General features: G+C 63.8%; 23 protein-coding genes and 1 tRNA gene. 5 read left to right on the top strand and 19 right to left on the bottom strand.

The window, feature by feature from the left end; all coding sequences use genetic code 11:
- Positions 1 to 3: 3 nt before the first annotated feature.
- Positions 4 to 705, bottom strand: coding sequence for a DUF502 domain-containing protein (locus IPK75_14555; GenBank protein ID MBK8199571.1), 702 nt, complete (start codon positions 703 to 705; stop codon positions 4 to 6).
- A 79-nt stretch (positions 706 to 784) separates the two neighbouring features.
- Here IPK75_14555 and IPK75_14550 point away from each other — a divergent pair, with 79 nt between their 5' ends.
- Genes IPK75_14550 through IPK75_14540 form a run of 3 tightly spaced genes read left to right on the top strand, consistent with a single transcriptional unit; the run spans position 785 to position 2,958 of the window.
- Entirely contained in the window at positions 785 to 1,795 is a 1,011-nt protein-coding gene (locus IPK75_14550; protein MBK8199570.1) for a phosphotransferase family protein, read from the top strand.
- On the top strand, positions 1,788 to 2,159 hold the full coding sequence (locus tag IPK75_14545; protein ID MBK8199569.1) for a hypothetical protein: 372 nt from the start codon (positions 1,788 to 1,790) through the stop codon (positions 2,157 to 2,159). The genes IPK75_14550 and IPK75_14545 overlap by 8 nt, the downstream gene beginning before the upstream one ends.
- A gap of 19 nt (positions 2,160 to 2,178) precedes the next feature.
- A complete protein-coding gene (locus IPK75_14540; protein MBK8199568.1) occupies positions 2,179 to 2,958 on the top strand; it encodes a hypothetical protein in 780 nt (259 codons plus the stop codon).
- Here IPK75_14540 and maiA read toward each other — a convergent pair.
- The 10 genes from maiA to secE all read right to left on the bottom strand — a co-directional run bounded on the left by maiA (position 2,955) and on the right by secE (position 11,977).
- Positions 2,955 to 3,593: a maleylacetoacetate isomerase gene (gene maiA / locus IPK75_14535; GenBank protein ID MBK8199567.1), complete on the bottom strand. Its 639-nt coding sequence runs from the start codon at positions 3,591 to 3,593 to the stop codon at positions 2,955 to 2,957. The two genes, IPK75_14540 and maiA, sit on opposite strands and share 4 nt — an antisense overlap.
- Positions 3,593 to 4,915, bottom strand: a complete 1,323-nt coding sequence (gene astB, locus IPK75_14530; protein ID MBK8199566.1) for an N-succinylarginine dihydrolase — start codon at positions 4,913 to 4,915, stop codon at positions 3,593 to 3,595. The genes maiA and astB overlap by 1 nt, the downstream gene beginning before the upstream one ends.
- Complete coding sequence (locus tag IPK75_14525) at positions 4,912 to 5,739, bottom strand: class I SAM-dependent methyltransferase (GenBank protein MBK8199565.1); 828 nt, start codon at positions 5,737 to 5,739, stop codon at positions 4,912 to 4,914. The genes astB and IPK75_14525 overlap by 4 nt, the downstream gene beginning before the upstream one ends.
- Before the next feature lie 9 nt (positions 5,740 to 5,748).
- Positions 5,749 to 7,203 carry a succinylglutamate-semialdehyde dehydrogenase gene (gene astD, locus IPK75_14520; protein ID MBK8199564.1) on the bottom strand — a complete coding sequence of 485 codons (1,455 nt, stop codon included), beginning with the start codon at positions 7,201 to 7,203 and terminating at the stop codon, positions 5,749 to 5,751.
- Complete coding sequence (locus tag IPK75_14515; protein MBK8199563.1) at positions 7,203 to 8,240, bottom strand: arginine N-succinyltransferase; 1,038 nt, start codon at positions 8,238 to 8,240, stop codon at positions 7,203 to 7,205. Before IPK75_14515 ends, astD begins: the two co-directional genes overlap by 1 nt.
- A complete protein-coding gene (locus IPK75_14510) occupies positions 8,240 to 9,502 on the bottom strand; it encodes a hydrolase (GenBank protein MBK8199562.1) in 1,263 nt (420 codons plus the stop codon). Before IPK75_14510 ends, IPK75_14515 begins: the two co-directional genes overlap by 1 nt.
- 112 nt (positions 9,503 to 9,614) lie before the next feature.
- Positions 9,615 to 10,775, bottom strand: coding sequence for an OmpA family protein (locus IPK75_14505; GenBank protein MBK8199561.1), 1,161 nt, complete (start codon positions 10,773 to 10,775; stop codon positions 9,615 to 9,617).
- Between the two features lie 250 nt (positions 10,776 to 11,025).
- Positions 11,026 to 11,102, bottom strand: a tRNA-His gene (locus IPK75_14500).
- A gap of 69 nt (positions 11,103 to 11,171) precedes the next feature.
- Complete coding sequence (gene nusG / locus IPK75_14495) at positions 11,172 to 11,714, bottom strand: transcription termination/antitermination protein NusG (protein ID MBK8199560.1); 543 nt, start codon at positions 11,712 to 11,714, stop codon at positions 11,172 to 11,174.
- Between the two features lie 44 nt (positions 11,715 to 11,758).
- Positions 11,759 to 11,977 (bottom strand): preprotein translocase subunit SecE, encoded by a 219-nt coding sequence (gene secE / locus IPK75_14490; protein MBK8199559.1) that lies wholly within the window; start codon positions 11,975 to 11,977, stop codon positions 11,759 to 11,761.
- Between the two features lie 204 nt (positions 11,978 to 12,181).
- On the opposite strand from secE, the gene IPK75_14485 reads away from it, so the two are divergent.
- On the top strand, positions 12,182 to 13,348 hold the full coding sequence (locus IPK75_14485) for an acyl-CoA dehydrogenase family protein (protein ID MBK8199558.1): 1,167 nt from the start codon (positions 12,182 to 12,184) through the stop codon (positions 13,346 to 13,348).
- Positions 13,349 to 13,351: 3 nt separating this feature from the next.
- Here IPK75_14485 and IPK75_14480 read toward each other — a convergent pair whose 3' ends face one another.
- Both IPK75_14480 and IPK75_14475 read right to left on the bottom strand, forming a co-directional pair.
- Entirely contained in the window at positions 13,352 to 14,233 is an 882-nt protein-coding gene (locus IPK75_14480; GenBank protein MBK8199557.1) for an SMP-30/gluconolactonase/LRE family protein, read from the bottom strand.
- Positions 14,234 to 14,268: 35 nt separating this feature from the next.
- A complete protein-coding gene (locus IPK75_14475) occupies positions 14,269 to 15,147 on the bottom strand; it encodes a 2-dehydro-3-deoxygalactonokinase (protein ID MBK8199556.1) in 879 nt (292 codons plus the stop codon).
- A 152-nt stretch (positions 15,148 to 15,299) separates the two neighbouring features.
- Between IPK75_14475 and mazG the strand changes: the two genes are divergently transcribed.
- Positions 15,300 to 16,130, top strand: a complete 831-nt coding sequence (gene mazG / locus IPK75_14470) for a nucleoside triphosphate pyrophosphohydrolase (GenBank protein MBK8199555.1) — start codon at positions 15,300 to 15,302, stop codon at positions 16,128 to 16,130.
- On the opposite strand, the gene hflX is transcribed toward mazG, so the two are convergent.
- The 6 genes from hflX to IPK75_14440 all read right to left on the bottom strand — a co-directional run bounded on the left by hflX (position 16,127) and on the right by IPK75_14440 (position 24,248).
- Positions 16,127 to 17,449, bottom strand: a complete 1,323-nt coding sequence (gene hflX, locus IPK75_14465; protein ID MBK8199554.1) for a GTPase HflX — start codon at positions 17,447 to 17,449, stop codon at positions 16,127 to 16,129. The genes mazG and hflX overlap by 4 nt on opposite strands.
- 6 nt (positions 17,450 to 17,455) lie before the next feature.
- On the bottom strand, positions 17,456 to 17,704 hold the full coding sequence (gene hfq / locus IPK75_14460; GenBank protein MBK8199553.1) for an RNA chaperone Hfq: 249 nt from the start codon (positions 17,702 to 17,704) through the stop codon (positions 17,456 to 17,458).
- A 72-nt stretch (positions 17,705 to 17,776) separates the two neighbouring features.
- On the bottom strand, positions 17,777 to 19,144 hold the full coding sequence (locus IPK75_14455) for a TrkH family potassium uptake protein (protein ID MBK8199552.1): 1,368 nt from the start codon (positions 19,142 to 19,144) through the stop codon (positions 17,777 to 17,779).
- 42 nt (positions 19,145 to 19,186) lie between these two features.
- Positions 19,187 to 20,560, bottom strand: coding sequence for a Trk system potassium transporter TrkA (trkA, locus tag IPK75_14450; protein ID MBK8199551.1), 1,374 nt, complete (start codon positions 20,558 to 20,560; stop codon positions 19,187 to 19,189).
- A gap of 24 nt (positions 20,561 to 20,584) precedes the next feature.
- Complete coding sequence (locus IPK75_14445; protein MBK8199550.1) at positions 20,585 to 21,970, bottom strand: sigma-54-dependent Fis family transcriptional regulator; 1,386 nt, start codon at positions 21,968 to 21,970, stop codon at positions 20,585 to 20,587.
- Between the two features lie 13 nt (positions 21,971 to 21,983).
- Positions 21,984 to 24,248 carry a HAMP domain-containing protein gene (locus IPK75_14440; protein ID MBK8199549.1) on the bottom strand — a complete coding sequence of 755 codons (2,265 nt, stop codon included), beginning with the start codon at positions 24,246 to 24,248 and terminating at the stop codon, positions 21,984 to 21,986.
- Positions 24,249 to 24,336 lie beyond the last annotated feature (88 nt).

Below are 24,336 nucleotides of genomic sequence, written 5' to 3'. Positions count from 1 at the left end.
CGGTTACTTGCCGCTTGTCGCCGCAGGCACTGGCCGCGGAAATTCCGGGATCACCAGGCCGCCCGAGAAAATCACCTTGGCGCCTTCCTCGACCGTCATGTCGAGTTTCACGACCTCGGACGCCCGCACGTAGAGCAGAAATCCCGAGGTCGGGTTCGGCGTCGTCGGCACGAACACGCCGATGAAACCTTCACCCAGCTTGTGGCTCATCTCGCCCTTCGCCGCCCCGGCCACGAAGCCGATCGCCCAGGTTCCCTCCTTCGGATACTGGACCATGACCACTTCCTTGTATTGGCCGCCGGAATTGCTCTGGAAGACATCACGGATCTGCTTGAACACCGAATACACGGATCTCACGACGGGCACGCGCGTTAGAACCCGGTCGGTCAGCGAGACGAAGTAGTGACCGAGAAAGTTCGTCGCGACGGCGCCGAGCAGTGTGAGGAACAGCAGCAGGATGATCAGGCCGAAGCCTGGCACGGCGTAATCGAGGTATGTCTCTGGCCGCAATGCCGGCGGCAACAGCGGCACGACCCGGCTGTCGATGAGATTGATAAGGAATTCGAGGATCACGAACGTCGCGACAATCGGCAGCGCGATCAGCATGCCGGCGACGAATCGTTCGCGCAGCCAGTCAAACAGGCTCTGGCGCGCAGGCGGCTCAACCACGCCGAGCGGATCGTCCGGCTTGTTGTTGTCGCTCATTCTGTCAGTCTCCCCGGACAGCCGCCTTCCTCAGCGTTACCGCTTGGCGACTCCCTTCTTCCGCGCAATTGTGGCGGAGATGGGAACCGGAAACGATATAGAAAAGCCCCTCGCTGCGTGGGCTGAGGCGCATTTTGGCGCAGGCGCCGAGCTGAAGGCATTGAAACGCCTGTCCGGCGGCGCCAGCCAGGAAACGTGGGCCTTCGAAGTCTCGGCGGGCGCAGTAACGCACCCGTTGATACTGCGGCGCGCGCCCGGCGGCGTCGCCGTCGCGCGCAGCTCGGAAGCTGTCTCGCTCGCCACCGAGGCCGAACTGCTGGGCGCCACGACCAAGGCGGGCGTCAGGGTGCCGGCGGTCCTGCATGTTTCGCCGCCCGGCAGCGCGCTGGGTGAAGCGTTTGTCATGCGGCGCGTGGCAGGCGAAACGCTGGGGCGGAAGATCCTGAGGGATGACGAATACAAGCTTGCCCGCACGCGCCTGACCAAGGATTGCGGCGCGGCGCTGGCCGGCATCCACGCGGTCCCCCTTGAGGGCCTGACCGCATTGCCGCGCAGCCTGGGCGGTGACCAGATTGCCAAATACGAAATGATCTACCGCAGCTATGAGATGCCCCGGCCCGTGCTGGAGCTGGCCTTTGCCTGGCTGAAGGCCAACGCGCCTGCCCCCGCCGCCCCGGTGCTGGTGCACGGGGATTTCCGGCTCGGCAACCTGATTGTCGACGAGGAGGGTCTCGGCGCCGTGCTGGACTGGGAACTCGCGCACGTCGGCGATCCGCGCGAAGACATTGCCTGGCTGTGCGCGAACTCATGGCGGTTCGGCCATAGCGAAAAGCGCGTCGGCGGCTTCGGCGACTTGCCGGAATTGCTGGACGCCTACGCCAGCGCCGGCGGAGCGCGATTCACGCCAGCCGAGATCGACTGGTGGGAAATCCTCGGCAGCCTGAAATGGGGCGTGATGTGCATGACCATGTACGCCGCCTACAAGACCGGTGCAGATCCGAGCGTTGAACGCGCAGCGATCGGGCGGCGGGTTTCCGAAAACGAGATCGATCTCATCAACCTGTTCGAGGGACTTGGCCGCCATGCATGACGGACCTTCAGCCAAGGAACTGATCGAAGCCGTGAAGGCCTTCATCGACAAGGCCGCTGCGCCGCAATTGACCGGGCATGCAGCTTTCCACGCGCGCGTTGCCTCGAATGCGCTGGCGACGGTGCTGCGCGAACTCGAGATCCGCCCGGCCGCAGAAGCGGCGGAAAAGGCCCGCCTGGAATCGCTGCTCGGCGCATCCGGCAACACGGCGCTCGAATTGAATGGCAAGCTTTGCGAGAAGATCCGCTCGGGAGAGATGAACCTTTCCACAGCCGGGCTGTTGGCACATCTCAAATCGACCACAATTGACCAATTGTCTGTCGACCAGCCGGGCTATTCGGGCCTCAAAACCGCAACCCGATAAATTCCGGGAACGTCTAGTGATGAATCGAAAGATAGCGATTGCCGTAGTGGCCATCCTGTTGGCGGTCGCCGTTGGTGCGGTCGTATGGTCGACGCGCGCGCCGGAAATCGTGACCGGGCCGGCCTTGCCCACCTTCGACTACGCGACGGAGGACAGCTGGGCGGTGCGACCCGACTCGCCGCCGCCGGCTGTGTGGGAAAGTGGATGGGACATTGACGTCCTGCTGCTGGAAACGGCCGCCGCGCTGGAAGTGAGCGACGATTTAACCCTCGAGAAGCGACGCGATGAAGCTGCAGAGCGCCTTGAAGAGGTCGCCTCCGCCTTCGAATCCATCGGTCCGGTCTACGCCCCTTACATTCGCGCCGCGAGCCTTGACGAAGACATCACGGCAGCGCTCTCGCGCTATGTGGCGGACGACAATCGCGGGCGGGCTTTCGTGGTCGCGATCGACGGGGCACTGCCCGCCACGGCCCTGTCGCTTTTCCAGTCGGACCCACTGCTGCGCGACCGGTTTGGCGGCGTGCTGTACTACGGCGACGCGGATGACGGCGCCGGGATTGCGCCAACGGACATCTGTTCACGGCGGTTCAAGGCCGGCGAAAGCTGCGTCGAGCCAGTTGAGCTGCGGCGCGCCGGCCGACGGTACGAACGCAGCGGCGGCGAACGGCTGACCAACGGACTGGTGTCCTGGCTCAACGACCACGCCTCCAAACTGGCCGAACCACTAGGCGAACTGGAAGAGATCGAGATCATCGACATCCGCCGCCCGGGCGAGACGGACGAAGCAGCCGAAAACTAGGGCTTTGCCTGGTTCTCCGGCGCGGCTTTCCTGAAACCTTCCAGCGCGCGACAGGCAGCATCCAGAGCGACCAGCCGAGGAAAGGCCGAAAGGTCGGTCTCGAAGCGGTGCGCGTTGGCGACCTGCGGCACCAAGGCGATTTCGGCGATCGTCGGCGCATCACCAAACAGGAAAGGCGCCGGTGCCAGCTCTCTCGCCATTTCCTCAAGCGCCGCAAAGCCCCGCAGGATCCAGTCCTGGTACCATGTCTTGATGGCAGCCTCATCGGCGCCGAATTCTTTCCGAAGCACTGCGAGAGGGCTCAGGTTGTTCAGCGGGTGAATGTCGCAGGCGATGATGTCGGCAAAAGCGCGGGCCTGAAGGCGCTTCCAGGCATCCTTCGGCAGCAGCGACGGCCCCGGAACGACTTCGTCGATCCATTCGATGATGGCCATGGACTGGCCAGACACCCGGCCATCGACTTCGATTGCGGGTACGCGCATCTGGGGGTTCACGACGCGGTAGCGGTCAGCCAATTGTTCATCCGCACCCGGAAGGATGTTCACGGGCACGCTTTCGTAGTCGGCGCCTTTCAGGTTCAGCGCAATGCGAACGCGGTAAGCGGCAGACGAGCGCCAATAATCGTAAAGGCGGATCAAGCGAGTGCCTCCAGATCGAGGATGTCGAGCAAGGCTTCGCGAGCGAGACGGCACTCGTCCGCGAATGCGGGATCGGCGAGGTCAGACGGCGAGAGCCGGTCGCGGTAAGTTGCGCGCACGCTGGCCTGCAGGTCGTCGATCAGTGGCTCGTCGAGCAGCACGCCGGCATGGCACGCGGCGAGTTCGGCTTCGGTCATGACCACGCGCAGCCGCAAACAGGCCGGACCGCCGCCATTGCGCATTGACTGGCGCACGTCGACATACATCACACGTCCGATTGGGCCGTTGCTGCGAACCAGGCGTTCGCAATAGGCGCGTGTGGACGGCGTATCCTGTGTCTCGCTGGGCGCCACAAGCACAAGCCGGTCTTCGCCGGGCAGCTGCAGGAGCTGCGAATTGAACAAGTACGAAGAAATCGCGTCGGCAAGTGGCACTTCCGCTTCTGGCACCATCACCGGCTTCAATTCGAACAGGCCCTTCGCGGCGCGCCGGATGTCGGCGAGCACGGCGGCCGTGTCTTCAAAGGCGAACTCGTGGAAGAACAAGGTGTCGAGCGCGCCCACGCAGACAACATCATTGTGGAACGCGCCCGCCTCGATGGCGGCGCGAGCCTGACGCGCGAAGACAGCCCGGCTGGCGGCGAGTTCGTGCGCGCGGGCGACGGACTGCGAAGCGAGCAGTGTCTGGCGGGCGGGAAATCCCCTCGCGGCCTCCCCCACCTCGCGGCCGTACACGAACAATTCCACGCCTTCAGCACCATGATCGGCGCAAAGCCGAACGTGGTTGGCCGCGCCTTCATCTGCGAAATCCGGATGCGCGGGCAAGGCGCCATGAACGGCAAAGCGCTCCTCGTCGGCAAAGATTGAAATCAGCGTGGCGGTCGTGTCCGGATGCTCAAGGCTGCGGTGGAGCATCGTCGACAGGTTGGCCGGTGTGAAATGGAGGCGGCCATCCGCGGCGTCAGCCGACGGCGAGACCGTCGCCGCGTTCGCCGTCCACATGCTGCTCGCCGAATACGCCGCCTTCAGGAGGCGCGGGGCGCTCCTCGCAGCGGCTTCGATCATCTGCGCATCGGTGCCGATAAAACCCGCCGCAATGAGCAGGTCGAAATTCGGGCGCGCAAGCGGCGGCAGTACGCCCTGCACGAGGCCCGCTCGCACCAGCGTGCGCATCTTCTCGAGCCCCTGCACCGCCGCCTCACGCGGATTGGACACGTCGCCGGCATTGCGTGCGCTCGCCAGGTTGCCGTCTGACAAGCCACCATAGTTGTGGCTGGGCCCGATCAGGCCGTCGAAGTTGACTTCGGTCGCCAGGGTCATGCGCGCGCCTCCACGATCCAGACGGCAGCCTTCATCCGTGTGCGGCCATCTGGCCCGGCAAGGCCTTTGAGATGCGCTGCAAGCGCAGCGCGTATTTTCTGCGGATCGACCTGCTGTTCCGCAATTGCCCGGCCGAGTGGTCCGAGCTCAAGCATGAAATCTGCCGTCTGTTCGGCATCTGCGCCGGGAAGTTCGATGTTTCCCTGCCAGGGAGTCAGGCCAATATCGGCCCAGCCGGCCTCTGTCAGGATCGCTTCGATCCGGCTGCTGTCGCCGAAAGCGAACGGCCCTGGCGCGCCGGGTGGCGGCGGCGCAGGCGGCGTGTCGAGAAACGGCAGCGCCACCGCCACAGGCGCCGACGCCCAGTCGTTTTCAGCCAGCGGCTGCCAGCAGGCAAATGCAAGGCGCCCGCCGGGTTTCGTACCGGCCCGAATGTTTGCAAAAGCAGCAGAGGGCTCGGCGAAGAACATCACGCCGAAGCGGGAGATCACCAGATCGGCCTGTGTTGAGGGGCGCCATTCCGACGCATCGGCGACCTCAAATTGCGCGCTTGCCGAACGCGATGCTGCCCGTTCGCGCGCAATCCGCACAAGCGGTTCGGAGATATCGACGCCGGTTACCGAAGCCCCGGTCTTCGCGGCGGCGAAAGAAAGTGCACCGGCGCCACAACCGATATCGATCACGCGTTCGCCCGAAAGCGGCTTTGCGGCGGACAGGACAAGGTCTGCGAACGGCAGGAGCATGGCATCCAGCCTGTCGGCATCGCGCACCCATTTCGCGCCGGCTGATCCATTCCAGTAGGCAATCTGCGCGGAGTTATCCATGTCTGCCTCTCAGGCCGGAAAGCCGGGCGCGGCCATTCGGACGGCCTTGCCAGCAAGCTGGCTGGCCTGCGGCCATGCGCAATAATCCGCAGCATAGTATGCACCCGGACGGAAATTTCCCGAGAAGCCGGGACCGCCGAACGGCATGGCGCCGCTCGCCCCGGCTGTGGGCCGGTTGCGATTGAGAATGCCGGCGCGCATTTCGAGATAGGCCCTGTCCCAGGTGCGGTCATCGTCGCAGACGAGGCCGCCCGAGAGCCCATAACGCGTCGCGTTGGCGCGCGAGAACGCTTCATCAAGTGTTCCGGCGCGCACGACCTGCATCAAAGGACCGAACAGCTCCTCGTCCGGCACCTCGGACGCGCCAGTCACGTCGACTATACCCGGCGAAACGAACCCGCCGCCGCGGCTCAGGCCTTCAAGCGGCAGCAACGCAGCCGCGCCCTTTGCCATCAGCATGGCCTGAAACTCCAGCGCCTGCGTGCGGGCGCGCTCCGATACAAGCGGCCCCATGAAGATGTCCGGCTCATTCCACGCACCGATCCGGATTCCCCGTGCGCGCGAGACGATGGCGTCAATCACGGCATCGCCGAACTTGCCTGTCGGCACGATGATACGGCGCGCACACGAGCAGCGCTGTCCGGTGGTGAGGAAGGCCGACTGCGCGGCGATGTCCGCGGCGGCTTCGATGTCCGCAGGGTCCCAGATCACCAGCGGATTGTTGCCGCCCATCTCGAGCGCCAGAATTACATCTGGCCGACCTGCGAAGTGCTTGTGGAAGTGGACGCCCGTTGTGGCTGATCCGGTGAACAGCAGGCCGTTGATGTCCTGCTCGAGGAGGGCGGCGCCCGTATCCCGCGCGCCCTGCACTATGTTGAGGCAACCCGGCGGCAGGCCTGCCGCATCGAAACAAGCCGCCATGATCGCGGCTACGCCCGGCGCGAGCTCCGAGGGCTTGAACACGCATGTATTTCCGGCAAGCAGCGCCGGCACGATATGCCCGTTCGGCAGGTGACCAGGAAAGTTGAATGGTCCGAACACGGCCATCACCCCATGCGGGCGATGAGTCAAATGCGCGCTTCCGAACGCGGCGGCCTCGTCCTTCTCGCCGGCGCGCTCCTTTTGCGCCGCGATCGATACGGCGATCTTTGCCTTCATGGTCGCCGCTTCGCCGCGCGAATCCCAAAGGGCCTTGCCCATCTCGCGGCTAATTATTTCGGCGATCTGCTCGGATCGCTTTCCGATTTCGTCCGCATACCGCTCAAGTACGGCGGTCCGTTCGTGTTGCGGGGTGCGCGACCAGCCCGAAAACGCCTTGCGCGCCGAAGCGGTGGCCGCGGCGACTTGCGAGTCGTCGGCGGCCGCTCCGCTCCAGATGGTCTCTCCGGTCGCGGGGCATGTCTTTGCGAAGCGCGCGCCTTTTCCAGCGCTCCAGCGACCATCGATATAGACGTCCTCGGACATTACTTGCTCCGCATCCAGATACGCGCCGGCGAACCCGGCTTGAGTTTCAACGCGTCGAGCACTTCCGGCGGCGCAAGGGCAACGTCGCCGCGCCTCGCAAACTTGCCGAGCGTGACCCGGAAGTCAGGAAGTCGATTGCTCGACAACAGACCCTGCCGCGCGTGACCATCGCTGGCCGTGTCAGCGGCCTCCACGGTCACAACTTCGCTTTCGAGGATCGTGCGAATGTGCCGGCGCTGCGCAGCGACCAAGGGGCCTCCATCGAAGATATCAACGGTGCGATCGAAATCGAAACCTTCCCACTGGAGCAACTTGTAGGCGCCGACTCCGTCCGAGTGGCAGCGGCCGATCACTTCGCGCGCTTCAGGCGGCAGCAGGTCGACATAGATCGGGTAGCGCGGCATCAGATCGACGATGAACTGATTGTCGGTCGTGGCCGACAGACGGTCAGCGTCGGCAAAGTCCATGCGGAAGAAATGCCGGCCAAGACATTCCCAGAATGGCGACATGCCCTGGTCGTCAACGACCCCGCGCAGCTCCGCCAGCACCTTGTCGCTGAAACGCTCAGGTGCGGCCGCCATCAGAAGATAGCGCGCCTGAGCCGCAAGGCGGCCCGCCCCACCGCCGCGGTGGTCGGGCTTCAGGAACAGCGTGCCGACTTCCGTGTACCCCACATATTCATTCGTGAGGACAAGCGCATCCATGTCGAAACGGAGATTGCCCGCTGCATGGCTCGCCTGGGCGAGCGTGATGATGCGATAGTTGAAGAATGGCTGGTCGATCCCGGTACCGGCCTTGACGGCGGAGCATCCGACGACCTGCCCGCTCGGCACGTGCTCCATCATCATCAGGTATTTGCCGTACTGCAGGTTGCGCTGGCGGCCGTGGAAAGCCCTGTCGGACTTCTCCAACCGCTCGCGCAGGATGGGCTCATCAACCGGCAGGCTGGTAAATCCGGGTCCGGACAATTCCGCCAGTGACATCAGCGCGTCGAGATCGTCCAGCCTCGACGGGCGCATGACATAATCGGTGGCCATCAGGGCCGCCCCATCAGGTCTTTGATGCGCCGGCCATCAAGGCGTCCGTCGGCCAGCCGGTTCAGGATCAACGCCGACAGAAGGGCGCGTTCCGGAAAGCTTTCGGTGACGACGAATTCCTCCGGCGAATGGATGCGCCCGCCCCTTACGCCAAGTGTGTCGACGTTCGGAACGCCGGCCGCGAAGATGTTGTTACCTTCACACACGCCGCCGGTATCAACGAATTCAAGGTCGAGCCCGATGGCGCGGCCGGTGGCATGAACTGCGTCGAACAAGGCTTGCTGGGCGGAGTTGCGCGGCTTCGGAGGCCGGTAAAATCCGCCGTGCAGGTGTCCATGTATGCCATCCCGCGCGACCGCACGGTCGAACAGTTGTTTGACCTGCTGCGTCGCCCATTCCGCAGCCTGATGATCTGGCGCGCGGGCGCCGAACCGAACGATCGCGAGGTCGGGCACGATGTTCACCGGTGCGCCGCCATCGATGGACCCGACATTGAAGGTGACGCCGCCGAACTGGTTGTTCAGGCGCTCGAGGCCGACCACGAGTTCGGCCGCAGCTTCAATCGCGCTGCGCCCCTCCTCCTTGGCCCGGCCGGCATGCGCGGCGCGGCCATGAAGAACGATGTCGAACACGGCCGACCCTTTTCGCCCGCCCGCCATCGCACCGGTTTCCATCGCGGGCTCGTAGGTCATGCCGATCAGGGCGCCGGACGAGGCCGCCCGGCGGAGCGATTCGCTGCTGGCGAAATTTCCGATCTCTTCATCCGGGGTCAGGACGATGCGGTAGCCAAGCTTGTCCTTGAGCGGGCTGGCTTCAAAGGCTTTCAACGCCTCAAGCATCACGCAGATGCCGCCCTTCATGTCAGCCATGCCGGGGCCGTTGATCCGCCCATCTTCCAGGTCAGTCACCGTCTCGAATACGCCCGGCGCGAATACCGTGTCGTAGTGGCCGGACATCACGATCTGAACGGGTGCACCCGGGCGCGCCATCATCTCGACGATCGGGCCAGTATGCGTTTCGGTCGTCTTGCCGTCCGCACCGACTGATTCGAAGGCGGGGCCTTCCACCAATTCGATGTCCGCCTCCAGCGCCGAAAAGGCGTCGGCGAGTTTTGGCGCGAACGCCCGGAGCCCAGCCGTGTTGGTGCTGCCGGTATTGTGCGCCGACCAGCCCTTCGTGCGGGCAACCATGTCGGCAGAGGCCGCGAACAGGCGCTCGCGGGCGGCTTGGTCGTCGGCATTGAGCTTTGAAAGGTCTGTCATGGGCCCTTGGTTTCACAGGTGAAAGGGGGCGGCAAGCCTCGTGGCACCCGCGCCAAAAACAAAAGCGGCCCGGCATGTAGCCGGGCCGCCTGAATTCTCAGTCTTCCAGGTGTTACTGGACGATGATCGAGACTTCCGAACGACGGTTCAGCGGCTCGCGCACGCCGTCATTGGTCGCCTTGGCGAGGGCGGTTTCACCCTTGCCCGACTTGTCGATGATCGACGCACCGATGCCACGCTCGGAGAGAGCGGCAGCCACAACGTCAGCGCGGCGGACCGACAGCTTTTCGTTGTAGGCCGAGGCGCCCGACGTGTCGGTGTGGCCGACGATCGAGACGGAGCTCGGGGCGCAACCAGCGCCGGCGGCGATGTTCGCCACAGCCTGGTCGATAACCGCAGCAGCCTGGCTGGTCAGATCCGAGCGATCCCACTCGAAGTAAACCACGAACTCCTGGTTCAGAGCCGAACACTGCTGGGCAACCGTCTCAGTCGTTTCCACCGGCGGAGGCGGCGGGGGCGGCGGAGGCGGGGGCGGCGGCGGAGGCGGCGGCGGGGGTGGCGGCGGAGGCGGCGGCGGCGGCGTCACGCCGAAGGCGTAGCGCAGACCGATGGTCGCCGTGTGATCCGTGTAGTCGACGTCATAGTCGACGCCGCCGTGCTTGCCATCGAACTCAAGCTCTTCAGCCGTGAAGTACTTGTAGCCGAGGTCCATGGTGAGCTTGTCGGACAGCTTGAAGCCGACGCCGAGCAGGCCCTGCCAGGCAACGCCGGCTGCCGTGTCGGAGAAGCCGTTCGCAGCGTTCAGGTTCGGAGCGGTGCCGGTGACGCGGTTGGTGGCTTTTGCGCGGATGCGCGTGCCGCCGATACCAACGCCGATGTACGGCTTGATCGTGCCATCTTTGTTGAAGTCGTAGATGCCGTTGATCATCAGGTCATAGACGCTGGCCGTGCCCGACGGATTGGTGGTCGTGCCCGGGGACGTGCCCGAGATCGCCGTCGAAACATCGAGGTCACCGCCACGGTAGCCCAGCACGCCTTCGAGGCGCAGGCCGTTGTCGTAGCTGTAGCCGAGGCCAAGGTCGCCGCCGAGCAGCTCGGACGCATCCGAATCACCCGCCATCTTGCCGTTCACCGACGCAACGGCGTCGTGATCGACGCGGCCGTCGAACGTGTATTGCAGGTCCGCGCGGGAGTACCAGCCTTCCGCGTGTGCCGTGAGGCCAGCAGACGCAAATGCGGCCGCGGCTGTCGCGCACATCAGAGTTTTCTTCATACTCAATCCCCTTTTGTGTGCCGTCAGACGGGATTGTCCTTCGGCCGCAGGTTCAAAGTCGCATGCAGCAGCGCTGCATTTCTCAGGTGTTAGCCGCTTTTCTCGCCAATCGCGAGAGCATTTGCGGTATTACCCCTCGTTTTTCGTGGATTTTTCTTCCCACCGCTGCCCAATTGCAACACGTCTCGAACGCGCTTTGGCGCCTTCCGTTCCCGGCTTTTTTTGAGATTTTCGGGACATTTTGGGGCGATGGTACCGCCTCTCCGGCTTGAACGGAGGACCTCTGGTTCCACAAACCAGCGCTCTAACCAACTGAGCTAAGGCGGCAATCGCTCTTCCGCATACAGGCGTGGCGGGGCCGTTTCAAGGCTGCCCGCGCGCCTGCGCGCGCAGATTCTAGACCTTCACGACCTGGTCGAATTCCAGATCCACGGGCGTGCCCCGGCCGAAGATCGATACGGTGACTTTCAGGCGGCCATTGGCTTCGTCGATTTCCTCGACCGCGCCTTCGAAGCCTTGGAACGGTCCGTCGTTGACCTGGACCTGTTCGCCGATTTCGAAGCTGATGCGGGGCCGCGGGCGCTCGGCCGACACGTCGGACGACTTGCCGAGGATCCGGTCTACCTCGCGCTGGCGCACCGGCAGCGGTTTTTTACCGCCTTCCGCCCCGAGGAAGCCCGAAACTTTCGGCGTGTCCTTAACGAGGTGGTAGATGTCGTCGGTCAGCTGCGCCTTCATCAGCACGTAGCCAGGGAAATAGCGCCGTTCCACGGTCTTTTTCTTGCCGCGCGCGACTTCGACGACTTCTTCGGTCGGCACTTCGATCTCTTCGATCAGGTGCGTGAGACCCTTACGCTCCGCCTGTTCGCGAATCGAGCCTGCGACCTTCTTTTCGAAGTTCGAGTAGGCGTGGACGATATACCACTTGGCATCAGGCATAGGCCGCGAGCGCTCCTGTTGGTCTGGATTCGTGGTGAGCACCTTCAGACGCCCCGAACGAAGTTCACAAACAATGTTATGAGTGTATCGGTCGCGAAAAGGAAGATAGCGATCAGGACCGACATGATGGCCACGAAAATGGCCGCCTGGATCGTTTCCTGACGGGTCGTCCAGGTCACCTTGTTCCCTTCTGCGCGCACCTGCGCGAGGAAGGTCAGCGGTCCGACCCGCTTCTTCTTCGGTTTCTGGTCCTTGTCGGCCATGACGTCACTCGTTTTTCAAAGGCGGGCGATTAGCCCGTTTGGCGGGCCGCGTCCACGATAAATGTGCAGGATTCACCCCGTTAAGCCTATCTGGTAGCCCGCAGGAGCCCCCGCAAGTGACTGCTGCCCCGGCGACTGCCTTGCACAGGCGCCCCGGCTGTGAAGAGTATCGGCCCTGGCTGGCCACCCCGAGGGACACTTTGCATGCATTTCGAACTGGACGAAGATCACCGGATGCTGCGCGATCTCGTGCAACGGTTCGTGCGCGAGGAGCTGATGCCGCTTGAGGGCGCCGTGCTGGCCCGGGATGCGGCCGGCCAGGGGGCATACCTGACGGCGGAGGAGCGGACCCGGCTAGACCGGATCTCGAAGGAAATGGGGCTCTGGAGCCTCGACGCCCCGGAAGACGCCGGGGGACTTGGCCTGCCGCACGTGGCGCTTGTCGCCGTTAATGAAGCCCTCGGATCGACGGCGGCGACCTACACCCTGCCCCCCGACTCCCCGAACCTTCGAATGTTGATGACAGCCGCGAACGCGCGTCAGAAGGAGGCTTATCTCGATCCCTACGCCCGGGGTGAGACCGTATCAGCGATCGGCATATCCGAACCGGGCGCGGGCGCCGATCCGGCCGGCATGCTCACCCGGGCGGTACGCGACGGCGATGATTGGGTGATCAACGGCCGGAAAATCTGGATTACCCGGGCGGCGGAGGCCGATTTCACCATCCTGATGGCCATAACCGACAAGGCGAAGGGTGCCCGCGGCGGCATGTCTGCATTCCTTGTCGACAAGGGCACGCCGGGGTTCAACGTCCTCAGGCGTATCCCCATGCTCGGCGGAGAATTCACTTACGAGGTGGCGCTCGAGGATTGCCGGGTTCCGGGCTGGAAACTGCTGGGCAAGGAAGGCGATGGCTTCGCCCCGATGCAGGTGCGCCTTGGCACCCGCCGGATGGAGATGGCCGCCTGGTGCATCGGCGCGGCCCAGCGCGCGCTCGACATGATGCGCGAGTATGCGCCTCAGCGGAAAACCTTCGGGCACAAGCTGTCAGAGAGACAGGCGGTCCAGTGGTGGGTCGCCGATGGCGCAATGAAGATCCATGCGGCTCGTCTCATGGCTTATGACTGCGCGTGGAAGATTGATCAGGGGCAGGACGTCCGCACCGAAATCTCGATGATCAAGGTGTTCGCGCCCGAAATGGCAACCGAGATCCTGGACCACGCGATGCAATGCTTCGGCGCGATGGGCATGACCAAGGAAATGCCGCTTCACCTGCTTGCCGGCCGGATCCGCAACATGCGGATCTATGACGGCCCCAGCGAAGTTCACCGGATGGTCATTGCGCGCAACCTTATGGACACGCGGCCCTGAGGGTCAGGGCTTTCCGCCAAACGAGCGCGGCGGAAGGCCCGGGACATCAACGCTGATGGCAAACAGGCTGCCCGAGAGCGGGCGCGAATCGAGCTGCGGGAAGCTGAGGCCGGCGCGCGACGTGGTGATGAACAGCTTGCGCATGTCTTCCCCTCCGAGCGCACATCCCGTCGGCAGCGGCGCGGCGAGCACGATCACTTGATCCACCTGTCCGTCAGGCGTGAAGCGGACGACGCGGGACGCGCCGTGCAGGCAGGTCCAGAGCCCGCCTTCCTCATCGATCGCCGAACCGAACGGCATGCCGCCGAGCTCGTGCGTGAAGGCAAAGGTGCGCCGCGCCGTCACCGTGCCGGACTGCGGATCGAAATCGTGCGCAAGGATTTCGCACTCGGCAGCGTCGCAGGTGTAGAACGTGCGACCGTCCGGCGAGAATTCGAAGGTTCGGGAGGTCAGTACGGACGGCAGGCGGATCGGCGTGATCGTTCGATCCGTGCCGTAGCGATAGTAGTTGCCGACCGGCTCTCGTTCGGCCTCGTCTTCGGTTGCAAACCAGAACGATCCGTCCGGTGCCACGCCGCCATCGCTGGTGCGGTTCGTCGCAGGCTCGCCCGGCACTTCGGCGAGGCGCTCGTAGACTTCGGTCGCCGGATCGAAAAACCCGATCTCGCGGTCTGCGGCCATCAACAGCATGCCGTCGAACAAGGCGATCCGGCTCGGCCGGACCGGCAATTCGTAGCGGCGGGTGTTGCCGGTGCGCGGATTGTAGCGGTGCAACTTCGCGCGCTTCTGGTCGACCCACCACAGAAAGCCCTCACCGGGGCTCCAGAGGGGCGACTGCCCGATCAGGCATCCTGTTGGCGCTACGCATTCCGGCGTGATGATCATCGGCGGGCCTGGCTCCTCAGGTATCCGGGCGGGCCTTAGGCCTCGCCGAGCAGGCCTGCAAGGTCGGCGAGTTCGAACAAGCCATCCTGCAATGCCTCAACGGCGGAAGTTTCCTCAACATCGGCTCCCAGCGCGTCCAGCGCAAATCCATAGGCCTCAAGGAGAGGCCCGTCGGCCACAAGTAGCACGTCATCGCCCGGATCATAGTGCGCTGCGACGTCGGCGCCAATCATCAAGCCGGCCAGCGCTGCCGCCTTGTTGGCGGGGTCGAGCACGCCCTGCCGGATCGCGGCTTCGACTGAAAACACGGGCGGCGAGTCGTCGGTGTCGAGGGCCCGTTCGATCCAGTCGCGGAAGACCTTCATGTCAAAGGCCTGCTGGACCGACGCCCCCAGCGCCAGCGTACCGTGCATCAACAGCAGGTCTCGCATTTCGGCGGTGATCTCGGTTGAAAATTCCACCAAACGGCCATGCTCCAGCACGCAGTGCTGGCTGTAGCGGCCAAGGATACAGATTGCACCGTGCGGTTCCTCGAGGCCCATCAGCACCGTCTCGGCGCCGCAGGTGAGATCCGGTGGCACGCCTTGTCCGATCCATGGCACAAGATGCGCGGTGCCCTGCAGGGCAATGTGGCCCGGCAACGCCGCCAGCGGGAACGGAGTTTGCAGGCTGGGGTTCGCCGGAACCACCAGCCCGGCCGAAACGTCGCCGCAGCCGATGAGCGGGCATTCCGGCGCCGTCCCGAGCCATTCGGACAGGTGGAACTGGAGCCTCGCCGGCCAGTCTGCATGCCCGGCGACCGCCTCCTCACGTACCTGCAGCGATGTCAGGACTTCGCCGTCGTCATCGAAAGCCCAAGCCCTCAGTTGGGCGCCCGCCCATTCGAATCCGACCAGTGCCAGCCTGTCAGTCATACTCTCACCTTGCCGGAACCCTGCCCGGCCAATCCGGAACGCGACCGGGTACTCCCGTCACGCGGCTGGCCAAGCTTGTCAATCATGCGTCCTGACCGCCTTGCGCCCCGGATGGGCTCAAGGCAAGACGAAACCCTGCAAGGGAGTCTGCGATGGCGGATGGCAAGGACCGGACACGGGAAGCGGCCGAAGCGTTTGGAGAACTCGCCCGCATCATGGCGCGCCTGCGCGATCCGGTTTCAGGATGCCCCTGGGACCTCGAACAGGATTTCAGCACGATTGCGCCCTACACGATCGAGGAAGCCTATGAGGTGGCCGATGCGATCGAACGTGCAGACATGGGAGAATTGCGGGACGAGCTGGGCGACCTGCTGTTCCAGGTGATGTTCCATAGCCGGATGGCCGAGGAACAGGGATCGTTTGCATTGGCCGACGTCGTGGCCGCGATCAATGACAAGATGATCCGCCGACACCCGCATGTCTTCGCGGACGGCGCAGACGGACGCTCCGCAGACGAACAAACCGTAGCTTGGGAAGACGTAAAAGCTGCAGAGCGAGCGGGAAAGGCGAAATCCGCCGGTGCAGCCAGCGCGCTTGACGGTGTGGCCCGCGCCCTGCCGGCCCTGCTGCGGGCGGAGAAGCTCCAGAAGCGCGCCGCGCGGACGGGGTTTGACTGGACCGAGACGCCGCCGATCTTCGACAAGCTCGAAGAAGAAATTGGCGAAGTCCGCGAAGCGATCGCCAGCGGTGAGGCTGAGGCCATCGAGGACGAAGTCGGGGACCTGCTGTTCGTGGTGGCGAACCTTGCGCGCCGGTTGTCAGTCGATCCGGAGCAGGCGCTGCGCAAGGCGAATGCCAAGTTCGAGCGCCGCTTCCGCGCCATGGAGCAAGCCGCCATAGCCGACCAGACAGACTTCACGGCCTTGTCGCTCGATCAGCAGGAGGCCTACTGGCAGCGCGTCAAACGCGCCGAGCGCGCCTAGTCCGCCGGATTGAGCAGGCCGGGAAAGCTTGCCCTGAACTGCCCGAGCCGCTCTGCGGAAAGGCGCACAACAAGACGCGATGTTCCATCATCGAGCAAGGCTTCCTCGGCGACGTCACCCTTCTGGTGCAGCCAGGCGCGTGCCCGGCCTTCTGAAGGCGGAACAAGGACTTCAATCTCGATCTGTCCGTGCAGCAGTGCTTTCTCGACCGTGTCGATCAGCGCAGCTACGCCTTCTCCCGTCAGCGCCGACACGGCGACTGCCGGGGTTTCGTTCTCTGACGCAGCAAATGACTTCATCGCCTCCGCACGCGCGGCCGGCATGGCGTCGATCTTGTTCCACGCCTCGATCAGCGGCGGCAATGGGAGACCGGACTCCTGCTCAAGGCGCGTGAGCACGGTCATCACGTCCTGGGCTTGCTCAAGGTCCGATGCGCTGGACCGGTCCCGCACGTGAATCAGCAGGTCGGCTTGCAGAGATTCCTCGAGCGTGGCCTGGAAACTGTCGATCAGGTGCGTCGGCAGGTCCGAGATGAAACCGACGGTGTCGATCAGCGCCGCTTCGCCGAGCGAAGGCAGGTCGATTTTCCGGATGGTCGGATCGAGCGTAGCGAACGGCATGTCCTTCGCCAGTACGTCAGCGCCTGTCAGCCGGTTGAACAGCGTGGATTTGCCCGAGTTGGTGTAACCGACGAGCGCAATCACCGGCGTTCCGGAGCGGCGACGGCCGGCGCGCTGCACCGCGCGCGTGCGTTTCACTTCGTCCAGATCGCGCCGCAGACGGATGATCTTGTCATCCAGCATCCGGCGGTCCGCCTCGAGCTGGCTTTCGCCGGGTCCGGAAAGAAAGCCGGATCCGCCACGCTGGCGCTCAAGGTGCGTCCACGTTCTCACGAGGCGCGACCGCTCATACAGGATCCGTGCGAGCTCTACTTGCAGCCGGCCTTCCTTCGTCCGTGCGCGGAGGCCGAAAATCTCAAGGATCAGGCCCGTGCGGTCGATCACCTTCAGGTTCAACCGCTTTTCCAGGTTCCGCTGCTGAACGGGCGTCAGTGCGCCATCAATGACCGCGACGGTGCAGCGGTTCGCCTCAAGGTCTTCCGCCATGCGGTCGAGCAATCCGCCGGACAGGAGGTAGGACGGGTTCACCTTGCGAACCTGTTCGGGACGCACAAATGCCAGTTCGCATCCCAGCGCTTCGACCAGGCCGGACGTTTCCTGCAAGCGGTCCGGTGTCGGACGATCCGCAGGCGTGAACCACGGGATCACCACGCCGGCAATTTCCGGCGCAGGCAGGCGATCAATGAATTTGTCAGTCAATCGGGGTCAGTCCCCTTCCATCTCTTCGTCGAAGAGCTGGACAGGTGCGCTCGGCGCAATCGTCGAAATCGCGTGCTTGTAAACCAGTTGAGGCGGACGGCCGTCACCGCGCAGCAGCACACAGAAATTGTCGAACCAGGTGACAACACCCTGTAACTTAACACCATTTACAAGGAAAACGGTGAGCGGCGTGCGAGACTTGCGAACAGCGTTGAGGAAAGTGTCCTGCAGGTTTTGTTTTTTGTCAGATGACATCGGCTTTTATGTTCCTGCTAATGTTTTTGTTATTCCCCCCGAGCTAAGTCCTTTGCTGCAGGTGCGCAAGTGTCAGCCCCGCCAAAAGCTCAGGGAAAGGGCAGGCAGCAGCGTCAATATCTCAAGCCTGCCCAAAAGCATGGCAATGATAAGCAAAATCTCGCTTCCGGGTGACAGATTTGCGTCAGCACCGGCGATCAGACCGCCTGAGGAAGTCAGTCCGCCGATCGAAAGCCGGATGGAATCGTCGAAGTCCAGCCCGGCGAAACTGAATCCGACGAGGAAGACGAAAACCGCCAGCACATAGGCAATAAAGTAAACCCAGACGCCGATGACGCTTCGTTCGTCGAGTTCCCGGTCCCGGAACCGGAACGTCACGAGCGAGCGCCGGTAACCGAGTTGCTGGAACTCCTGCCCCGCCCGGCGCGCGAGCACGACGACGCGGGCCAGCTTTATGCCGCCCGCCGCGGCCAGCGCTGAGCCGCCGATCAGGCAGGGCATGACGAAGACCGTCAGCGGAACTCGGTGAACCGTATCCGGATCGGCCAGCGGAATGCCGGAAGTCGACAGCGTCGAGATCGACCACGCGAGCGCGTCACCCGCCGACAGTCCGGCGACGATGGCGCAACCGGCAAACACAACTGCCAGCGCGGCGAACAGCACGGCCTCAGGGTCCTTGACGATGCTCCCCCAGGCCCGGCTGCGGAATGGCAGCCAGAATACGAGGCCGAGCGAACCGAGGAACAGCCCCAGGCCTAGTACCAGAGACACGGCGACCGACGGCGGCCCGCGCTCCAGCGTGCCAGGGTCGACCAGTCCCGTCGTGATGACGCTGACGGCGTCGGTCATTGCCCTGCCCGGCGCGATACCTGCTGTGAGCAGCAGCACGAAGATCGTCAGTATACCCACGCCGAACATCAGGCTCACGGGCCAGACAATACGGGGCATTGCATCGAAGAAGCTCGACTCCGGCAGGGTGAACAGCACGGTGCGGTGCACGCCGGGGCCGCCCAGGTTCACCGCCGCGAGGACGCCGGCTGCGGTCACGACCGCCGCAAAAGCTCCGAGCAGGTGCAAGGCGCCGCGCCAGTAGATCAGGCTGACGGGCCAATCGCTTTCAGCAACCTGGATGATCGAATGGCCGGTGGTGGTCAGACAGGCTGTCGTCTCGTGGATCGCGGTAAGCACAGAAGCATTTGCCACTCCGAACACAAACGGAATCGCAGCCGCAAACGGCGTGAGAAGCCACCAGAGGATGACGACCGCGAGACCGTCGGAAGGCCGCGCCTTGCGTCTCGGCCGGGGCGTCAGCAAAAGAACGCTTGCCGCCGCGACTGATATCCCCATGGCGGTGACCCCGAGCGCGACCAGCTGTGAAGGCTCGCCGGCAAGGAAAGCGACTGCCACACCGAGGACTGCCGCCCCCGCCACGATCAACATGAGCAGGCTGAGGATACGGGCAACCGACGCGTAGTTCATGGCTCAGAAATAGTCCGGATTGACCCGGAAGAACTTCTCGACGCTGCGCACCATTTCAGCCTCGTAGAAGATGACGAGATGGTCCTCGGGACGCACCACCACGTCGGACTCTGCCATCAGTATGTCATTGCCGCGCAACACCGCAGCAGCGGTCACGCCTTCCGGCAGGTCATCGTACCCGAGCGTCTTGCCGATGAGGGAGGAGGATTCAAGCGTAACACCCTCGGCGACTTCCGCCATCCCGTCTTCAAGCGATTGCAGGCCAAGTATGCGGCCCCGGCGCATGCGCAGCAGGACCTGCGAGACGGTCAATGCCCTGGGATCAAGCACGGTATCGACGCGCATGTCCGCGGCGAGGCTCGCCAGCTCCGGCGCGTTGATCAAGGCAAGGGCGCGCTTGGCGCCGGCGCGTTTGGCCAGGTTGCTGATGAGCAGGTTGGTCTTGTCGTCGTCTGTGATGGCGATCACGAAGTCAGCGCGGTCAACGCCGCCTTCGGCTAGAATTTCCGGATTGAGGCCGTCGCCCTGAATGACGATCGACCGTTTAACCTGCGCAACCGCCTTGTTGGCGCGTTCTGCGCTGCGCTCGATCAGCCGTACACGGATATGGCTTTCCTTTTCGAGCACCTTTGCCACATGCAGGCCAACATTGCCGCCGCCGACAATCACGACGTGGTCGAGACGGCTCTGGTCGCGGTTGAAGATGGACGTCAGCCGCTCGGCGTGCGCGTCGAGCACGGCCACATAGGCGCGGTCGCCCGGCTTCAACACATCCCGGCCGCGCGGCGCGCGGATGCCGGTGCCGCGCCCGATGCCGATCACGCGGGCCGACAGGTCCGGGAACACCCCGCGCATCTGGTCAACCGGAAGGTCAATCAGCGGATTGTCCGCACCCAGTTCGAAGCCAAGCAGCTTGAGGCGCCCGCCCGCGAAATTCGCGCTCATGATCGTGCCCGGCGTCCGGAACCGCTGCAGGATGGCGTCGCCCACTTCTGCCTCTGGCGAAATGACCATGTCGATCGGCAGGCCTTCACGCGAGAAGATGTTCTTCCACGCACCATCAAGATACGAGCGGTCGCGAACGCGGGCGATCTTGAACGGCACCGAGAAAATGGTGTGGGCGATCTGGCAGATCACCATGTTGATCTCGTCGAAGTGGGTGACCGCGATGATCATCTCGCAGTCAGCCGCGCGCGCTCGCTTCAGCACGTCCGGATGCGCAGCGTGACCGACGATGCCGCGCACGTCGAGATCGATCGACACCTGGTCCACGAGGTCCGGGTTCTCGTCAATAATCGTGATTTCATGCTTCTCGCGCGCCAGGCGGCGGGCAATGCCCTGGCCAACCCGGCCGGCGCCGCAGATCAGAACGTGCATCTCTAAAGCCTTTCAGCCCGGGGCTCAGCTATCGTGTCGCACGCCAGTTGTTATGCCCAAAGCCTTTAATTTTCGGTGGAGGGCAGAACGTTCCATCCCGATGAATTCGGCTGTCCGCGATATGTTTCCGTTAAACCGGGTGATCTGAAGGGTCAGATACTCCCGCTCGAACTGCTCGCGGGCATCGCGCAGGGAGAGGCCCACAAGGTCAGCCGAGCCCGATTGCGCGGCAGGCGATGCCGACCGGCCCGGGTCGCGCGGCAATTCGTCCACACTGATGGGGCGCGTCGAATCGGAGGGCGACAGGATCAGGATGCGCTCCACCAAATTGCGCAGCTGGCGGATGTTTCCGGGCCATTCCATCGATTGCAGCACTGCCAGCGCCTCGGGTGTGAAATTGCGGCAGATCAAACCGGACGTCTCGGCAATCCGCTCGCAGAAATAGGTCGCAAGCTCCATGATATCGTCCCGGCGCTCGGCGAGTGATGGCACCCGCAGCGGCACGACGCTGAGACGGTAGAAAAGGTCTTCCCGGAAATTTCCTTTCTCGATCTCGGCTCGCAGGTCCTTGGTCGTCGCCGCCATGACCCGCACATCCACGCTGACATCGGAACGCCCGCCGACGCGCTGGAAACGCTGCTCCGTCAGCACCCGGAGGATCTTGTTCTGGGTGCCCACCGGCATGTCGGCGACCTCGTCGAGGAGCAGCGTGCCGGTATGGGCGCGTTCGAACAGGCCCACCCGGATGGTGCGCCCCTGCGCGTCTTCTTCACCGAACAGCGCAATTTCCATCTGGTCCGGCGCAATCGTGGCAGCATTGACGACGACGAACGGGCCCTGCACGCGCGCGGAGTTCTTGTGGATCAGACGCGCCGCGAGTTCCTTGCCGACACCGGCCGGCCCCGAGATCAGCACGCGTGAATTCGTCGGCGCTACCTTGTCGATGGAGGCGCGCAGCGCGGCGGCGGCCTGGCTGTTGCCGATCCAGCGCTCCTCGTCGCCGGTCCGGTTGCGCAGCGCGGCATTCTCGTAACGCAGCGCCGCCGATTCGATGGCGCGCTCGACCACGAGCATCAGCCGGTCTGCCTTGATCGGCTTCTCGATGAAATCGAATGCCCCGCGCCGGATAGCGGCGATGGCGGTTTCGATATTGCCGTGGCCGCTGATGACGATGACCGGCAGGATCGGGTCAATCGACTTCAGGTACTTGAGCAGCGAAAGACCATCCATGCCGCTGCCCTGCAGCCAGACGTCGAGAATGACGAGCCTCGGCGTCCGCGACCTGACTTCTTCCAGTGCGCGCTCGGCCGTATCGGCGGTGCGCACGGAATAGCCTTCGTCGCCGAGCACGCCGGCCATCAGTTCCCGGATATCGGGCTCGTCGTCTACGACCAAAATGTCCAAAGCCATCTGACTCGTTCCTTTACAAACTCAACGTTCCGGGCGGATGCCCATCCGCTCCGGCCAATTCGCCGCCGGCAGTTTCAACAGATTGCATTGCAAGCGCCCCGTTCTCGGGCAGGAGGACGCGCACGCGCGCGCCGCGCAAACCATCGAGGCGGTTCTGCAACGAGATAGAGCCGCCATGATCGGCAATGATCCGGTTGACGATCGCAAGGCCGAGCCCAGTGCCCTTCTCCCGCGTCGTCACATAGGGCTCGAGCAGCCGGTTGCGCACTTCGGCCGGAAAGCCCGGGCCATTGTCCTCGATCACGATTTCGAGTCCGCCGGCATCCTTCGCCAGCAGGATCCGGATATGTCCGGATACGTCGTTCTCTATGGGTTGGCCTTCGATGGCTTCTGCCGCGTTCTTGAGCAGGTTGCCGAAGGCCTGGGCGAGCAGCCGTTCGTCACCGAGGAACGGCGCTTCGGCGAGTTCAGTCTCCAAGTCGATTTCCATATCGGGCGACACGACACTTTGCGCGAAACTGGCGCCTTGCAGCACGGCGCGCATGTCGAACGGCGCAATGCTCGGTTTCGGCATCCGCGCGAAGCTCGAGAACTCCTCGACCATGCGCGCGATCTCCTCGACCTTGCGCAGGATCGTTTCGATGCACCGGTCAAACACGCCGTCGGTATCGTCAATCTTGGACGCATATCGCCGGCGCAGCCGCTCGGTCGACAACATGATTGGCGTCAGGGGATTGCGGATTTCGTGCGCGATCCGCCGCGCCACATCGCGCCACGCGAGCTGGCGCTGTGCAGAAATAAGCCGCGTCGTATCGTCAAAGGTCAGCACACATCCGCCGGACGCTTCGGGCGCAGACTTCAGGCGTACGCTTCGCACTTCACCGTTCCGGATCAGCTCAAGACCGGCATCCACAGCCGTGTTGCGCTCGAACGTGTCGCGCACGATCCGCTCAAACGCGGGCGCGACGTCACCCAGCAGGGCGCCTTCCGTCACTTCGTCGACCCCGAGAATGTCGCAGGCCGAGCGGTTGGCGAGCGTGATGCGCTCCTCGCGGTCCACACGGATCACGCCGGCGCCGATTTCACCCAGCAATGTCTCGATGAAGCGGCGGCGATCTTCTTCTTCATTCCGTGCCCGGATCAATGCGTTCTGCTGGCCAGACAGTTGCTCCGTCATCGCATTGAACGAGCTGCTCAGCGCATGGATCTCATCGACGGGGCCACTTACCGGCACGCGCACGCCAAGGTCGCCGTCCCGAACCGCATGCGCAGCGGATGCAAGCCGTCCGATCGGCCCGGTCACCCGGCCCGCCGCTTCGAGGCCGAGGCGGCCCGCGAGCAGCAATACCAGCCCGACGATCTGCGCATAGCCGATCACGAAGATGGCCTGCAGCCGTCCGCTGTTGCGCTTCGCGGCGTTGTATTCCTCAAGCGCCGTTTCGGCTTCGCGCAACGAACGCGCAGCGTTCCGGTCGAACACCTTCACCGCATAGATGTATCCGTCGACCGGCGCCGAAATGCGGATAAGGGCCGTTGCTATGCCGCGCCCCTCATAAAGCGTCGTCGCGACAGCGCCGCCGTCAGCTTCGGTGAACGCAGTCTTCGGCGGCGACAGCAGGATCGCATCCTGGATGCTCGCTTCCGCAACGAGGTCCACGCCGTCCGGACCGAGAATTGCGATGGTCAGAAACTCGCGGATGGCGAGTTCCGATTTCAGGCCTTCAAAAAACTCCGTGGACGCATAGGAGGCCGCGTCGGGCGTGCCCGTGCCGGCGAGCGACTGGTCAACCTGCTTGGCGAAGTTTTCTACATCCATCGCCGCGAGGCGCAGATCGGATTCGAAGGTCGACTGGAAATTGTCCACGTAGCTGCGGAATATCTCCGTATTCTGCGCCATGAGTTCGTCGACGCGCTCGCCGATCCAGCGGTCCAGTCCGCGCGTGATGAATGCGCCCATGAACACCGCGACCACCATCGCCGGGATCAGCGCAGAAAAGCCGAAAAGCAGCACGAAGCGGCGCGCCAGCTTGCCGCCGCCTTCCGACTCGCTGCCGCGGATCGCGAGGTATTCGCGCACGACAATGATCGCCAGCACGATCAGGAGGACGAAGTTCAGCCCAAGCAGCCAGGGCGTGGCGCCGGCAGTCGGATCGTTCGGCGCGGCCCCTGAAATGGCGATGAAGGTTGCAAACACTGCGACCAGGGCCGCAATGATGAAAAGGCCCTCGAACAGGGCCCAGCTCGCTTTGGTGGCCTGGCTATTTGAAGCTGTCGACACGCAATCCGGCTCAGTTAGGGCCCCGGCCCCGTTGCAATCCGGACACAGTTAACGTGCCCTATATGCAACACTGATGCATTAAAGGCAC

It is taken from the genome of Acidobacteriota bacterium (assembly GCA_016712445.1).
In the GTDB taxonomy this organism is placed as follows: Bacteria; Pseudomonadota; Alphaproteobacteria; order Caulobacterales; family Hyphomonadaceae; genus Hyphomonas.
This window is presented reverse-complemented; position numbering and strand designations above follow the sequence as displayed.

Bases quoted from the DNA above. Each gene is read 5' to 3' on its own strand.
- IPK75_14555 (MBK8199571.1), bottom strand. From the start codon at position 705: ATGAGCGACAACAACAAGCCGGACGATCCGCTCGGCGTGGTTGAGCCG.
- nusG (MBK8199560.1), bottom strand. From the start codon at position 11,714: ATGCCTGATGCCAAGTGGTATATCGTCCACGCCTACTCGAACTTCGAA.
- IPK75_14515 (MBK8199563.1), bottom strand. From the start codon at position 8,240: ATGGCCACCGATTATGTCATGCGCCCGTCGAGGCTGGACGATCTCGAC.
- IPK75_14540 (MBK8199568.1), top strand. From the start codon at position 2,179: ATGAATCGAAAGATAGCGATTGCCGTAGTGGCCATCCTGTTGGCGGTC.
- hfq (MBK8199553.1), bottom strand. From the start codon at position 17,704: ATGTCATCTGACAAAAAACAAAACCTGCAGGACACTTTCCTCAACGCT.
- secE (MBK8199559.1), bottom strand. From the start codon at position 11,977: ATGGCCGACAAGGACCAGAAACCGAAGAAGAAGCGGGTCGGACCGCTG.
- IPK75_14445 (MBK8199550.1), bottom strand. From the start codon at position 21,970: ATGGCTTTGGACATTTTGGTCGTAGACGACGAGCCCGATATCCGGGAA.
- IPK75_14525 (MBK8199565.1), bottom strand. From the start codon at position 5,739: ATGGATAACTCCGCGCAGATTGCCTACTGGAATGGATCAGCCGGCGCG.
- IPK75_14475 (MBK8199556.1), bottom strand. From the start codon at position 15,147: ATGACTGACAGGCTGGCACTGGTCGGATTCGAATGGGCGGGCGCCCAA.
- astD (MBK8199564.1), bottom strand. From the start codon at position 7,203: ATGTCCGAGGACGTCTATATCGATGGTCGCTGGAGCGCTGGAAAAGGC.
- IPK75_14455 (MBK8199552.1), bottom strand. From the start codon at position 19,144: ATGTTGATCGTGGCGGGGGCGGCAGTCCTCGGTGTGGCAGTCGCTTTC.
- IPK75_14505 (MBK8199561.1), bottom strand. From the start codon at position 10,775: ATGAAGAAAACTCTGATGTGCGCGACAGCCGCGGCCGCATTTGCGTCT.
- IPK75_14510 (MBK8199562.1), bottom strand. From the start codon at position 9,502: ATGACAGACCTTTCAAAGCTCAATGCCGACGACCAAGCCGCCCGCGAG.
- IPK75_14545 (MBK8199569.1), top strand. From the start codon at position 1,788: ATGCATGACGGACCTTCAGCCAAGGAACTGATCGAAGCCGTGAAGGCC.
- mazG (MBK8199555.1), top strand. From the start codon at position 15,300: ATGGCGGATGGCAAGGACCGGACACGGGAAGCGGCCGAAGCGTTTGGA.
- astB (MBK8199566.1), bottom strand. From the start codon at position 4,915: ATGACCCTGGCGACCGAAGTCAACTTCGACGGCCTGATCGGGCCCAGC.
- IPK75_14550 (MBK8199570.1), top strand. From the start codon at position 785: ATGGGAACCGGAAACGATATAGAAAAGCCCCTCGCTGCGTGGGCTGAG.
- IPK75_14480 (MBK8199557.1), bottom strand. From the start codon at position 14,233: ATGATCATCACGCCGGAATGCGTAGCGCCAACAGGATGCCTGATCGGG.
- trkA (MBK8199551.1), bottom strand. From the start codon at position 20,560: ATGCACGTTCTGATCTGCGGCGCCGGCCGGGTTGGCCAGGGCATTGCC.
- IPK75_14485 (MBK8199558.1), top strand. From the start codon at position 12,182: ATGCATTTCGAACTGGACGAAGATCACCGGATGCTGCGCGATCTCGTG.